Here is a 13040-nt window from a genome sequence, read left to right as displayed (position 1 = left end):
CAATGGAAGTGAAATGGTGGAGTTTGTCAAGTAAGTTATTTCGTTTCTACCTTCAATAAAAATTTGCACACAATAGCACAGAAGCATACGTTGCTATTCCCTCATTTCTTCCAATAGAACCTAATTTTTCCGCTGTGGTTGCTTTGATATTTACGAATTCACCATTAATTTTTAATATTTTTGATATGAATTCCTTCATTCCTGCTTTGTAAGGCGATATTTTAGGCTCTTCACAAACTATAGTAATATCTAAATTAGATACGCTATATCCTTTTTCCTGTGCTTTTTTAGCAGCAAAGTCAAGAAAATGAGATGAATTGCAATCCTTCCATTTAGAGGAATTAGGAGGAAAATGTTCTCCTATATCGCCACATCCTAGTGCTCCGAGTATTGCATCAACGATTGCATGTATTGCAACATCACCATCGGAATGTGCCTCTATTGCCATATTATGCTCAATTTCCACACCGCAAATTTTTATAAAGCTCTTAGTATCATTTTGAATTTTAACAAATTTATGTATATCATAACCGGTTCCGACACGGAATTTTGGCTCTCCAAAGAGAAGTTTTGCCATATTGATATCCTCTTTTGTAGTTAACTTAAAATTCTTTTTCTCACCTTCAATAATCGCAACATGTTTTTTATGCTCCACCATTAGTGATGAATCATCAGTAAATTCTTTGACTGACTGATGGCACGATAATAATTCTCTGAAATTAAAAATTTGAGGGGTTTGTATGGCTCTAAGTTTTTCTCTTAAAATCGTAGATTCAACGAAATTATTACTCACCAACGATATAGTATCCTCGACTTCTATTGCTGGAACTACTCCTGTATATTGACCATTAATCATAGATTCAATCAAGTTATTTATTAGAATATTTGATACAAAAGGCCTACAAGCATCATGTATAATAACAAAATCTGGATTGATCTTTTGCAAACTCTCCAGTCCAAGTTTAACTGAACTCTGCCTGCTTTTTTCTCCACATACTGGACTCAGCAATTTAGTATCTATAGTTGATGACGTAACTTCTTTATAGAAATCTTTTTGACTTTCATTTACTACCACTCTTATGTAACTTATGTACTGATTAGCTAAGAATTTTCTAATTGTGTGAAATAAAACAGACTTACCTGCCAGTTTTATATACTGTTTAGGGATTTTGGCATTGCATCTACTGCCTACTCCTGCTGCAACTATTAATGCTGCTATCTTGTATTCCTCAAGTCTGTTAGTGTGCATGCTTACCATTTTCGGTGTTAATATAAGTTATCTAGCATTTTAAAAAAGTTTGATCTAATTCTCAAAAAGGAATATTCTTTTACTAGGTGTAATATATGTTAGAGGGAAATAATGCACGTTGCTAAGTATAATAAAGAAAATGAGATACATCTTATATTTTTTCATGGAATAGGTGATAATTATAAAAATGCGTCCAGGTATATACAAGATAGATCTACATATCTCCATAGGTCTAATTTTCACACTCATGCACATAAATACCCAATTGCATTTCAAAACTATATAACTTACGCAATAGCTAGTTTCTTGTTTCTAGGAACATCAATACTATTACCAACTTTAATATTACTTACTAATCCAATGACATCTAGGACAGCAAGTTTAGCCATCTTAGCAGCTTTAACTTGCATCTTTTTATCTGTACCACCACTCATGATTCCGTTTATAAATAAGAATCAAAGCTTGTCTCAGCCTTCAATAAAAGAAATCAGTAAATTAATTGACAATGGTGTGAAGCCTGAAAACATTATACTTCTCAGCCATTCCTTTGGAGGAGCAATTGCATCAGAAGTGCTGAAATATTTTACAGACAGAGATATTAAACTCGGAGGTATTATTTTTACCAGCACTTTCAGCTCTTTTCACAAGGCAATAAAGCATTTTCCAATTCCTCAGACAAAAACTCTAAGCATACTACCCTCTTGTTTGTTAAAAAAAATGCTTAAGGTCCTAAATTTAGACTTTGATATAGTAAGCAATATACAAAAGCTACAAAATAATAATATATCAATAGTGGTCATTAATCATGAAAGAGACACCTTAATACCATATCCTGCACAATTAGCAAAAGGACTAGAAGATAATCAATCATTAAATATGAATTTGACCAAAATCGTTAATTTGAAAAGCTTTGAATATGACCCGCACAACGGAGTTTTATCTGGTTGGGAATTGGATGAAAATTTAGCTGATCTAATACTTAATAAAACAATGAATAGATAGTATTTACAAAAAACTGTATATTTTTTGGTAAATCGACTATGTTAGACATATGCAAAAACGTCATATAACTATTTGTTGTGTACTACTTTTTATAATAGGAGCATTATTTTTGATGCGTCCTATGATTGTTCCGTGTCTAATATCCGTTTTTGTTGCACATTTGTTTAACCCTCTAGTAACCAAGTTTGAAAAATACAGAATACCGCGTTCATGTTCTGTAGTTTTTATAACACTTGCCTTATTGATAGCTTTTATATTAGTTATTACATTTGTTTTACCTATTATATATTTTCAAATTACTTTAATATTAAATTTCTTAGTGAATAAGATACCTTCATTAAAGCTTAAAGTGATTCCTTCTATGCTAGAATTTCTTAATATAAAAACTGAAGATAGTTTATTTGATCACTTGTCTAAAAATCTAGTAGAAAATTACAGTGATTATATATCTTATTTTATAAATGCTCTTAGCATGGGCAGTAATCTTATAATTCAAGTGCTAAGTTCAAGCTTTAGTTTGATTTACATGGTATCATTAATAGCTATTACGCTTATGGTGTTTTTTTATGTATTACGTGATTGGCCTTCAATTGTAGAAAAGGTTAGTAAACTAATTCCCATTCTCTACAGAGAAAAAGCTGCAGGTTATTTTTCCAAAGTAGATTTCATTATATCTAATTACCTAAAGGGACAGCTAAACGTATGTATAGTTATGATGATCTTTTACTCCGTGGGCCTTAGCATAATTGGGCTGAAGCATTCTGTAGCTATTGGAATTTTATCAGGAACATTAACATTTATACCCTATATAGGGCCATTATTATACACTATTATCGGATTTTTGAGCGCCATTACTCAATTTAGTGGATGGTTTGAAAGTGCTGCTGTCTTGCTGTTATTTAGTGTTGGTCAATTAATAGACTCAAGCATATTAGTGCCTTTATTAATAGGAAAAAAAGTTCATATACATCCAACTATCATTATTTTGGGAGTTGTCATATGCACCTCATATTTTGGGTTTATAGGTATATTATTTTTTATTCCAATAATAGCAATGTTCAGTGTGTTAGTAGAATATACAGTTAATAAATATTTTGAAAGTGAGCTTTATAAAAATGGCTAATGAACCTTTTAGTTCACGATAAAAAGAAAAAGGATCTCTGATACATTTGAGAAATGGTGCGACCTGAAAGTCTTCGGTCATATTGTTTAAAAGGAGAGGAATTCATTCAGAAAGAAACTGAAAGGATTCTAAAACTTATTAAACCAGATGTTTTGCCGTCTGAGTCTACGCATCAGTGCGAATCGGGCAACCGGTTGGTGCCAAGCGATGCGGACAATGAACCTCCTCTTGAAAAAGAAGATGCTCAATCGTGAGAGGGGCATAAACTGCAAGCATCATGTGGTTGGAGGGCTAGGCTAGTGGTATGGTGAACGTAAGTGAAGCTTTATAAGTACCGATACGATGAAAGAGCTAAAGATGCTGATAAGCTCTGACCAAAAGGTAATGTGGATAAGTTACATTTTTTCATTTCTAGATGTACGCAAATAATAACTCCACCGGTATAGAGAAGCCACCTAACCCACTATTGTATGACTGGAGAAACAGGGTAAGCCTGTATTTTCGCCTACATGGCAAGCAAACCGCAAGGAATGCTGATGGAAGTGCAGGTAAAGGAGAATGGAGAAAGCGAATGCCATTTTGTAACGAAATGGATAGAATTTGTAACATTAATTCGCGTGAAAACGAGCAGACTTCCGTTTGGTCCCTCGTGACAAGAAACTTTGTTAACCACTTAAGGTAGGAAAGCAGATGATTACAAGTAAACCTGTAAGTGCATCTACCAAAAGCTTTGAAGCATGGAAGCAGTTGCCATGGAAGAAATGCCAGAAAGTTATTGTGAGGCTACAAAGACGTATTGTTAAGGCTGTCCAAGAAGGAAGATGGGGTAAGGTAAAAACTTTACAACATCTTCTCACACGCTCTTTTAGCGGAAAAGCTTTGGCTGTTAAGAGAGTAACTGAAAACCAAGGAAAAAACACAGCGGGTGTAGATCGTCAACTATGGTCAACTTGCAATGCTAAATTTCAAGGAATAAAGCAGTTAAAGCAAAGAGGATATAAACCTTCTCCGCTAAAACGGATTTATATCAGTAAATCTAATGGCAAAAGAAGACCTCTTGGAATACCCACGATAAAAGATAGAGCCATGCAAGCATTATATCTGTTTGCTCTGGAACCGATAGCTGAAACGATCAGTGATCGTCACTCCTATGGCTTTAGACCTAAAAGATCCTGTGCAGATGCTACAGTAGCTTGTCATTTGTTACTGGCAAGTCGTAATCAACTACAATGGATACTTGAAGGTGATATCAAAGGATGCTTTGACAACATTAATCATGAATGGCTTATGAAGCATATTCCTATGGAGAAAAAAATTCTGCATAGTTGGTTAAAAGCTGGCTTCCTAGAATCAAAAACTCTGTATCCCACAACTGCAGGTACCCCGCAAGGTGGTATAATTTCTCCAATACTAGCCAATTTAGCCTTAAACGGACTTGAAAAGTTATTGGAAAGTCGATTTGGTAAACTCGGCAGTAGAAAAAGAAACAAAATCAGAAGTGGAGTGAATGTAATCAGATACGCAGACGACTTTATTATTTCAGGTTTCACACATGAAGTACTGGAAAAGGAAGTTAAGCCTTTAGTATCATCTTTTCTTCATGAGCGAGGTTTAATTCTGTCAGAAGAGAAGACAAAGATTACATCTATCACAACAGGGTTTGACTTTCTTGGTTGTAATGTACGTAGATATAATAAGAAGTTAATTATTAAACCTTCGAAAGAAAGTATTAAAAGACTTCTTAATAAAGCACGTACATTGATAAAAGCAAATATAGCGAACACTCAGGCTATAGTAATTAAGTCACTCAACTCTCTACTGAGAGGATGGGGAAATTACTATCACCATGTGTGTGCTAAAAAAGCGTTTAGAAAGATCGACAATGAAATTTGGCATAGTTTATGGAAATGGGCAAAGAAAAGACATCCTCGTAAAGGATTACGTTGGATAAAGAATCGTTACTTCAAAGTAATGGGTCAACGCCAATGGGTTTTTGCTGCACCCCTATGCAAGAACAAACCAAAAGAGATACGGTATTTAAGACTGCTTAAGCTGATTGATATACCTATCAGACGACATGTTAAAATCAGAGCGGATGCAAATCCCCTTGACTTAAAATGGAAAAAGTATTTTGATGAGAGAGTGAAACGAACAAGAATGTTAGCAAGCTCTTTCTCAAGAGAAGGTTCTCTACTGTTGGTGTCACCATTAAGAATGATGTTTCCTGAGGAATCATGAAGGACAAGCCGGTTCTAGAAAAGAAGAACTTAGATAAGGGGCTCAAGCGTAGTGTTGGGAAACCTGCATGCTGCGTTTCTAAGGGAGGGGGTAGTAGTAATACTGCTTCCTTACCTGACCAAGTAAATTCTTATGCAAAAATTATTATCAAAAAGTAGAAGTGTCAGAGGCTTTACGTGCAATTAAATTTATTTAGCAATAATCAAGTTGATTATTGCTGGCAAAACTATATCACCTTAGACGAAAATAAGCACGTATATAACTCAATAGTTAACGATTTATCTTGGAAATGCCTGATTCTTTTTGGACCTAACAGCTCTGGAAAAACTCACCTTGCTCATATTTGGCAATCAATAAACAATGCAATTTTTATCAATGTGAATAATTTTGCAAGCGAAATTAGGTATAGCGATGCGTTTATTTTAGAGGATGTACAAAACATTAAAGATGAGGAAATGTTGTTACATTGTTATAATTATATGAAAGAAAATGATAAGAGACTGCTAATCACTTCTTCAATTTCACCAAAAAAGCTTAACTTCAAACTAAGAGATTTAAGCTCCCGAATATTGTCAACTACCAGCGTAAAAATTTTGCCTGCAAGTGAGGAATTATTAAGAATTATGCTAATAAAACGATTTTCAGATAAACAGTTAAAAATTGATTTAAAATTGATTAATTATATTCTAGCAAGAATAGAACGTTCTTTCCACAGCATTAATAAAATTATAGAAAAAATAGATAGTGAATCCATAGGATCAAATGTAACCATTCCTTTTATTAACACTTTATTAAAAAAAAGTCCCAAGTGATTCCTTCTGCTGCAAGACATTTGTTATATATATTAAAGATTTATTAATACCCATACAATAATGAAGTTGAAATCACTATCTCTTTATGTTAAAATTACAATAAATACTATGATGTAATAAGCATAAACAGACATAGCTAAGGGATATTTTATATGATAGTAAAACTTACTTTACAGGATGTTTTTTATAGATTTGATGTTATAATTGAAATATGGTAAAAATAAGATCAAATTTAAAGAAAAGGTTAAAACAAAGGTTTGTAGTATTTACTTTATTGATAAATGTTTTATTTATCTCATATTTTCTTATAAAAAACACAAAAAATACTTTCAATCAAATTATAGTCAAAGAAATAAATATAGGAGCTGATAATGAAAAATAAACAACCACAAAATAAAAAAGAGGATCTTTACATAACGTATTACATAGATACTTTGGTTTCCGAAAAATCCTCTACACAAAATACTTTGGAAAGTTATCGTTCAGATTTACACCAACTTGAAAAATTTTTATTAGAAGGAGGCACTACCTTAGTTGGTGCAAGTAAAGCTAATATTAAAGATTATGTAAACTTTTTACGTACACAAAAGAAATATAAAACTAGCTCTATATCAAGAAAAATATCTGCTATCAAAAATTTCTATAAGTGCCTATTCAATGATGGAATAATAGATTTTAATCCAGCACCGGCTAATGATAATGAATTAAGAAATCCAAAAGTTTCCCGTCCTTTGCCTAAGTATTTAAGTGTTCAAGAAATATTTTTGCTTATGGAAACAGCAAAAAAATCAGCAAGCGGATCGAATAAAGAGATAAGCAGTAAAAGGCTATGTGCAATTTTAGATATTCTTTACTCTTCCGGGATGCGTGTTTCTGAACTAATCAATATGAAGTTATGTGAAGCATCACATTTAGTAAACAGTAATGGTAAGGAAGGCTACATAATAATAAAGGGAAAAAGTGGCAGAGAAAGGCAAATCTTTTTTAATCAACAAGCATTGCAAAGTCTTAAAAATTATTTATCAATTCGTGACAATCTGCTTCCTAAGAACAAAAAATCTGATTGGCTATTCCCAGGTGATAAACCTAATAAACCAATTACAAGGCAAAGAGTTGGTCAATTAATAAAGGAATTAGCAAGAAAGTGCGATATTGATGAAAATAAAATCTCTCCACATGTGATTAGGCATTCTCTTGCTACCCATCTACTGAATAGCGGAGCAAATATTGTGCTGATACAAAAAATTCTTGGCCATACTAATCTTTCTACAACACAAATATATACTCATATTGCTAACGAAAAGTTAAAGGACAAATTAGCTGATTCTCATCCTATTACTCAGATGATCAATAATTAAACTTATTGCTTTTAGTTTTGTAGTAAAGTTAAATTCAAATAAGTTTACGTGTGTTTGTGATTGCAAGTTTATTGTTTAATTTACTCCTTATATTATGGGAAGTATTCTATACTTTAATTACTCTCCCTGTAATTTGCTTTCCTGAGTGTGTAATAACCATTTTCCTTGTTTGCTCGGTGAGAGTTGTATTATTCATGTTGCGTTTATTATGTGGCATTAAATATGAAGTGAGGGGAATGGAAAACATTCCTAAGCAACCTTTTATAATTGCATCTAAACACCAATCTCCATTTGAAACATTTATTTTTATACTACTCTTTAGAAAAGCAGTTTTTATTTTAAAACGCGAATTGAAATGGATTCCATTCATTGGTTTGCATCTCATGGCATTAAAAATGATTTTTATTAACCGCTCAGATGGTATTAGTTCTGTGCGTCATATCATGAAATTAGCAAAAGTGTGTATAAAAGAAAATAGAGGCATAATAATATTTCCTGAAGGTACAAGAACAACTATAAACCAAAATATAAAATATCAATCGGGTATTGCTGCTTTATATAGCGTATTATCTGTTCCTGTGTTACCGATTGCTTTAAACACTGGTTTGTTTTGGCCAAAAAGCATACTTTCTCTGAGAAAGAATCCCGGAAAGGCGGTAATAGAAATATTACCTCCCATATATCCTGGGTTAAACAAAAATGAATTCTTGCAAAGTTTAGAAAAAATAATTGAAGAAAGAAGTAGTAGATTAATTGCAGAAAAAACTGATATTGCAAATTAACAAAAAAACTTTATAATTAAAAGAAAAGTACAGGTATTAATATATGGCAAATCATAAGAGTGCTAAAAAAATGATGAAGGTAATAGCAAAGCGTACTTTAGTAAATAAGATGCGAAAAAGCAAAACTCGTACTGCTATTAGAAGATTAGTTGATATAATCAAGTCTGGTGATAAAGAGAATGTTGTCTTGGCATTTCGGAATGCTGAATCCAATTTACACAAATGTGTAAATAAAGGTGTCATTCATAGGAATACTGCTGCGCGTAAAATAAGTCGCTTAAATGCAAGAGTAAAAGCATTGATGACAGCATAATATGGTTAATGTAAGGTTAACCGGATTAATGTATACTCTTCAATTTGTATATTCTGTATAAAATTAAGTAGCTCAAGTGATGGATAAAAAAGCATTATTGGAACTAAGTAATGGGTCAAAAATTGATCTGCCCGTATTAAGTGGAACAATAGGTCCTGGCGTGTTAAATATCAAGGATTTATATAAGAAGACAGGATTATTCACTTACGATCCAGGATTTGTTTCTACAGCTTCATGCCCTTCCACAATTACATTCATTGATGGAGATGAAGGAGTTCTTAAATATAGGGGACATAATATAGCTGATTTGGCAGAGAATAATAATTTTACTGCTGTGATTTATTTATTGCTCTATGGTGAATTACCCAGTTCAGAGCAACACAAAAAATTTCTTCTCAAAATACAAGAATCATCCAAAGTATCAGAGCAAGTTACAAATGTAATCAAAGCATTTCCAAAAACTGCTCACCCTATGTCGATTTTAGTTGCATGTTTTGCAAATTTGTCAGCGTCTTACCATGAAATGCATGGCAACAATGTCAATGGTGAAGATTTAGATTTTGGAATTTCTGCAATAGCAAAAGTTCCTGCAATTGTTGCAATGATTTATAGACATATCAACAATCAGAAATTCATAAATGCTAATAATAAATTAAGTTATAGTGAGAATTTCTTAAATATGGTATTTGGCAGTGCTGTTAATAATACCCTTTTTGTAAAAGCTCTGGATAAAATATTTACTCTCCATGCTGATCATGAACAGAATGCTTCTACAGCAGCTGTCAGATTGGTAGGGTCAGCTGGTTCTAATCTATTTGCAAGCCTGTCTGCAGGAGTTGCTACACTTTGGGGTCCAGCACACGGTGGAGCTAATGAGGCAGTTATAAATATGCTAAAAGAGATAGAGCAAAGTGGAGATGTATATAGATTCATTGAGAAAGCTAAAGATGATAAAGATCCATTTAAGCTAATGGGATTTGGACATCGTGTTTATAAAAACTATGATCCGCGCGCGCTTATATTAAAGGATGCTTGTCATGAGATTTTAAGCAAACTAGAGCAAAACAATGAATTACTTGAAATTGCAAAAAAACTTGAAGAAATAGCTTTAAAGGATGAGTATTTTATTACACGTAAGTTGTATCCAAATGTTGATTTTTACTCAGGTATAATAATGAATGCTATCGGTATCCCTTCAAGTATGTTTACACCCATTTTTGCACTTGCAAGAACCACTGGTTGGGTTGCCCAGTGGTATGAAATGGTAAACGATGAAGAAACCAAGATTTGTAGGCCAAGGCAGCTATACCTTGGCAAATAAACTTTCATTCACAATTCGTCCTCAAATAGTCTAATTTTCTTTAGCTATAAAATAGAGCAAATTGATTTTTTACTAATTGATGTACGCTTTTTTGGAGAACATTGGCCAGACTGTGATACAGACGGTTGGTCAAGTGTTGGTTCGGGCTGATTAGAAAAAGATCGTGCTGAAGAATCGCTAAAACCACTATCTTTAGCCGAATTATCATCTTTAATTCTTTGTGCATCTTCATCATAGTAATTGAGCCTAAGTAATTTTCTTGAGTTTCCAGTATGTGATTTACCTATAACTGAATTCTTAGGTGAACCACCAAAACCACTATCTGCACTTGGTCCATCTATCCTTACTTTTTCAGAAGGGGCAAGAGTTTGTGGTTTCATAGCTGGCACACGCGCAGGATCAATGGACAGTTTATAATCCTTATTGATTACAGAGCTCTCTGTGATCTTATCCATCACGCAGTAAGCAATGTCTGGGTTAGCAAAATCTATTGCATATATTTGTTCGGCACCATATGTTGGAAGACCTCTTTCTGCAATATCATTTTTTACATCACGAAATACTTTTGTACCACCAAACACCTTATTATTAATATGATCAACTTCTTTCTCATTCAAAAACTTTACATGATCACCACAATCAACAATAGGAGCCAAAATTGAAAGCTCACCATTTTCTTTATGGGAAGCATGCCAGACAGAATCAATTGGTAGGTGCGGAAGTGATTTACGAATTAAATCAACCATTGCGAACTTCAGAATCTCAATAGTTTCATTTTCGTCCCTTGACATTTCAAGATTACGATATGTCAGAGATACCTTATCCATTACTACGTCTTTAATGAATTGAGGATTATCAAAAAAGCCTTTCTTTATATACACATCACTTCCTTTCTCTTCTAAAAAATCCTTAGTTTTTTTAGGACCATTTTTATAACTTTTCACCTTTGATGAAAATGAGTTTACAAGAGAATTTTGTAATTCTCTATTCTTAAAGCGTATACAGTATAAATAGGATTTTCTGTCAAAGCTCACCTCGCGTGTATTATCATCCACATAATCTTGATCAGAGTAACTTTCCATAATAACATTTGTTGTAAACTGTACTAGTGAATTAGCTAGCAAATACTTTAGATTACGAACTACTTCTTTTTCAATTGGCACTGAAAACCTATGTTTGCTACTATCTGTAGTCCATTTTCCTTGATTAAAGTTAAAAGGAAAAGAGTCTGTATAAAAAAGATCATCGGCAGCACTTTCACTTCCACAAAACTCTTCTACTATACTCCCTCTCATATTAATCAAGTACTCTCTGCACTGATCAATATTCATATTTTTATCAAATGAGAGAACAATATGATCTTCTTCTACAGTGAGATTAGTAATAAAAGTCTCATCAAAAAGAAGAACACTATTAAACGCTTTTACTAATTCTCGATTTATTTGATTTGTACTAGGCATAACGCCACCCCCCTAAACTAATATAATTATTTACTGCTACCCTGACCACTTTTACTACTACTGGATTGATTTTGCTTCATTCGTTCTTGTTCACGCTTAATCATATCGCTGAAGTTATCTATTCTCTTTGGATCTAAATCTTTTTTATAAATCCTTGTTCTCCCTGAATCAGGTACTTTTTTATTTGGATCATTATTGCCATGCATATCAACCTCTAAATTAAATTATTATGTAATGAGTATATTAAGAATCAATTGTCAGCACAAGCAGTTTTTTTACATAAATTTTATTCACCATTTTTATACTCCTGGATTCCAGACTGGGATGACAAGAGAAGAAGTGCTGGAATAACAACTTTTTAAATTAAGCTTTCTGGATCCCAGTGTCAAGCACTGGGATGACAGGAAAATAGGCACTGGGATGACAAGAGAGAGACCTACATTGGAATAACAACGGAGGGGCTACTTGTATGACAGCCTTTTAAAATTGGTGTGACACCTTTGTGGTACACAACCTTTGGTGCATTATGCACTCAAGACAATGTCATTCCAGTGCTTGACACTGGAATCTAGTAAATTTATTTATTATATATGAAAGGTTATTATATTTATATACTTGCAAGTGAACGCAATGGAACCCTATATATAGGTATAACATCAAATTTGACTAAACGAATTTGGGAACACAAAAGCAAAGCCATCTCTGGTTTTACGTCAAAGTACAATGTTTGTAAACTAGTCTATTTTGAAGAATTTCAAGACATAAATTTAGCAATTAGTAGAGAAAAACTCCTGAAAAGTTGGCAGAGAAAATGGAAAATAAACTTAATTGAAAAAACAAATCAAGAATGGAAAGATTTATATGATGAAATTGTGTCTGGATGACAGTGTCTGAGTACACAACTTTATGAATATTGTAATCGAAACAGACCAAGAAAGATGTTATGCCGCCATTACTAGTTTTTCTTCTGGATTCCAGTGCCTATTTTCTTGTCATTCCAGCGTCTATTTTTCTGTCATCCCAGTGCTTGACACTGGGATCCACTCTTTTCCTAATCTCATCAACTTAGCATTACCTTATGTATCCAACATTTCTGGATCCCAGTGTCAAGCACTGGGATGACACCAAAGGAGCTTGCTCGCATGACACCGAAGGAGCTACTTGGATGACATTCCGCCATGTCATTCCAGCACTTGATGCTGGAATCTAGAAGAGAAAATGGATCCTAGACTGAAATAACAACTCTTTTAAACTAAGTTCTCTGGATCCCAGACTGGGATGACATCAAAGGGGCTACTGCATGACACCGAAGGGACTACTCACATGACACCCCTTTGGTACATTACACACTGATTTCCATTCAAGACGGTGTCATTCCAGCA

Annotated in this window: 15 protein-coding genes; 11 read left to right on the top strand and 4 right to left on the bottom strand. The window is 33.4% G+C overall.

The window, feature by feature from the left end:
* Positions 1 to 52 precede the first annotated feature (52 nt).
* Together ispD and ABWU24_RS04195 are read right to left on the bottom strand one after the other, a co-directional pair.
* The gene (gene ispD, locus ABWU24_RS04200) at positions 53 to 1258 is read right to left on the bottom strand and encodes a 2-C-methyl-D-erythritol 4-phosphate cytidylyltransferase (protein WP_341815634.1); all 1206 of its coding nucleotides are present in this window, start codon (positions 1256 to 1258) and stop codon (positions 53 to 55) included.
* A gap of 278 nt (positions 1259 to 1536) precedes the next feature.
* Positions 1537 to 1683, bottom strand: a complete 147-nt coding sequence (locus ABWU24_RS04195) for a hypothetical protein (RefSeq protein WP_341815633.1) — start codon at positions 1681 to 1683, stop codon at positions 1537 to 1539.
* On the opposite strand from ABWU24_RS04195, the gene ABWU24_RS04190 reads away from it, so the two are divergent.
* The 10 genes from ABWU24_RS04190 to ABWU24_RS04145 all read left to right on the top strand — a co-directional run bounded on the left by ABWU24_RS04190 (position 1682) and on the right by ABWU24_RS04145 (position 10198).
* A complete protein-coding gene (locus ABWU24_RS04190; RefSeq protein WP_341815632.1) occupies positions 1682 to 2251 on the top strand; it encodes an alpha/beta hydrolase in 570 nt (189 codons plus the stop codon). The genes ABWU24_RS04195 and ABWU24_RS04190 overlap by 2 nt on opposite strands.
* Positions 2252 to 2300: 49 nt before the next feature.
* Positions 2301 to 3374, top strand: coding sequence for an AI-2E family transporter (locus ABWU24_RS04185; RefSeq protein ID WP_015588126.1), 1074 nt, complete (start codon positions 2301 to 2303; stop codon positions 3372 to 3374).
* A gap of 53 nt (positions 3375 to 3427) precedes the next feature.
* A complete protein-coding gene (locus ABWU24_RS04180; RefSeq protein ID WP_012481961.1) occupies positions 3428 to 3628 on the top strand; it encodes a hypothetical protein in 201 nt (66 codons plus the stop codon).
* Between the two features lie 436 nt (positions 3629 to 4064).
* A complete protein-coding gene (gene ltrA, locus ABWU24_RS04175; RefSeq protein ID WP_264330863.1) occupies positions 4065 to 5612 on the top strand; it encodes a group II intron reverse transcriptase/maturase in 1548 nt (515 codons plus the stop codon).
* The gene (locus ABWU24_RS04170) at positions 5609 to 5770 is read left to right on the top strand and encodes a hypothetical protein (protein WP_167470140.1); all 162 of its coding nucleotides are present in this window, start codon (positions 5609 to 5611) and stop codon (positions 5768 to 5770) included. The genes ltrA and ABWU24_RS04170 overlap by 4 nt, the downstream gene beginning before the upstream one ends.
* 18 nt (positions 5771 to 5788) lie before the next feature.
* Entirely contained in the window at positions 5789 to 6424 is a 636-nt protein-coding gene (locus tag ABWU24_RS04165) for a DnaA ATPase domain-containing protein (RefSeq protein WP_341815631.1), read from the top strand.
* Positions 6425 to 6795: 371 nt separating this feature from the next.
* The gene (locus tag ABWU24_RS04160; RefSeq protein WP_353274495.1) at positions 6796 to 7782 is read left to right on the top strand and encodes a site-specific tyrosine recombinase; all 987 of its coding nucleotides are present in this window, start codon (positions 6796 to 6798) and stop codon (positions 7780 to 7782) included.
* A gap of 56 nt (positions 7783 to 7838) precedes the next feature.
* Complete coding sequence (locus ABWU24_RS04155; protein WP_341815629.1) at positions 7839 to 8564, top strand: lysophospholipid acyltransferase family protein; 726 nt, start codon at positions 7839 to 7841, stop codon at positions 8562 to 8564.
* 43 nt (positions 8565 to 8607) lie between these two features.
* Positions 8608 to 8877: a 30S ribosomal protein S20 gene (gene rpsT / locus ABWU24_RS04150; protein ID WP_015588228.1), complete on the top strand. Its 270-nt coding sequence runs from the start codon at positions 8608 to 8610 to the stop codon at positions 8875 to 8877.
* Between the two features lie 79 nt (positions 8878 to 8956).
* Positions 8957 to 10198 carry a citrate synthase gene (locus ABWU24_RS04145; RefSeq protein ID WP_353274782.1) on the top strand — a complete coding sequence of 414 codons (1242 nt, stop codon included), beginning with the start codon at positions 8957 to 8959 and terminating at the stop codon, positions 10196 to 10198.
* A 44-nt stretch (positions 10199 to 10242) separates the two neighbouring features.
* On the opposite strand, the gene ABWU24_RS04140 is transcribed toward ABWU24_RS04145, so the two are convergent.
* Positions 10243 to 11658 carry a hypothetical protein gene (locus ABWU24_RS04140; RefSeq protein ID WP_353274493.1) on the bottom strand — a complete coding sequence of 472 codons (1416 nt, stop codon included), beginning with the start codon at positions 11656 to 11658 and terminating at the stop codon, positions 10243 to 10245.
* A gap of 26 nt (positions 11659 to 11684) precedes the next feature.
* Positions 11685 to 11864: a hypothetical protein gene (locus ABWU24_RS04135; RefSeq protein WP_341815626.1), complete on the bottom strand. Its 180-nt coding sequence runs from the start codon at positions 11862 to 11864 to the stop codon at positions 11685 to 11687.
* Between the two features lie 384 nt (positions 11865 to 12248).
* On the opposite strand from ABWU24_RS04135, the gene ABWU24_RS04130 reads away from it, so the two are divergent.
* Entirely contained in the window at positions 12249 to 12542 is a 294-nt protein-coding gene (locus tag ABWU24_RS04130; protein ID WP_015588231.1) for a GIY-YIG nuclease family protein, read from the top strand.
* Positions 12543 to 13040: the final 498 nt, after the last annotated feature.

It is taken from the genome of Wolbachia endosymbiont (group B) of Hofmannophila pseudospretella (assembly GCF_964028515.1).
Classification (GTDB): domain Bacteria; phylum Pseudomonadota; class Alphaproteobacteria; order Rickettsiales; family Anaplasmataceae; genus Wolbachia.
This window is presented reverse-complemented; position numbering and strand designations above follow the sequence as displayed.

Coding starts and splice junctions, on each gene's coding strand:
- ispD (WP_341815634.1), bottom strand. CDS start 1,258: ATGGTAAGCATGCACACTAACAGACTTGAGGAATACAAGATAGCAGCA.
- ABWU24_RS04190 (WP_341815632.1), top strand. CDS start 1,682: ATGATTCCGTTTATAAATAAGAATCAAAGCTTGTCTCAGCCTTCAATA.
- ABWU24_RS04195 (WP_341815633.1), bottom strand. CDS start 1,683: ATGAGTGGTGGTACAGATAAAAAGATGCAAGTTAAAGCTGCTAAGATG.
- ABWU24_RS04185 (WP_015588126.1), top strand. CDS start 2,301: ATGCAAAAACGTCATATAACTATTTGTTGTGTACTACTTTTTATAATA.
- ABWU24_RS04180 (WP_012481961.1), top strand. CDS start 3,428: ATGGTGCGACCTGAAAGTCTTCGGTCATATTGTTTAAAAGGAGAGGAA.
- ltrA (WP_264330863.1), top strand. CDS start 4,065: ATGATTACAAGTAAACCTGTAAGTGCATCTACCAAAAGCTTTGAAGCA.
- ABWU24_RS04170 (WP_167470140.1), top strand. CDS start 5,609: ATGAAGGACAAGCCGGTTCTAGAAAAGAAGAACTTAGATAAGGGGCTC.
- ABWU24_RS04160 (WP_353274495.1), top strand. CDS start 6,796: ATGAAAAATAAACAACCACAAAATAAAAAAGAGGATCTTTACATAACG.
- rpsT (WP_015588228.1), top strand. CDS start 8,608: ATGGCAAATCATAAGAGTGCTAAAAAAATGATGAAGGTAATAGCAAAG.
- ABWU24_RS04145 (WP_353274782.1), top strand. CDS start 8,957: ATGGATAAAAAAGCATTATTGGAACTAAGTAATGGGTCAAAAATTGAT.
- ABWU24_RS04140 (WP_353274493.1), bottom strand. CDS start 11,658: ATGCCTAGTACAAATCAAATAAATCGAGAATTAGTAAAAGCGTTTAAT.
- ABWU24_RS04135 (WP_341815626.1), bottom strand. CDS start 11,864: ATGCATGGCAATAATGATCCAAATAAAAAAGTACCTGATTCAGGGAGA.
- ABWU24_RS04130 (WP_015588231.1), top strand. CDS start 12,249: ATGAAAGGTTATTATATTTATATACTTGCAAGTGAACGCAATGGAACC.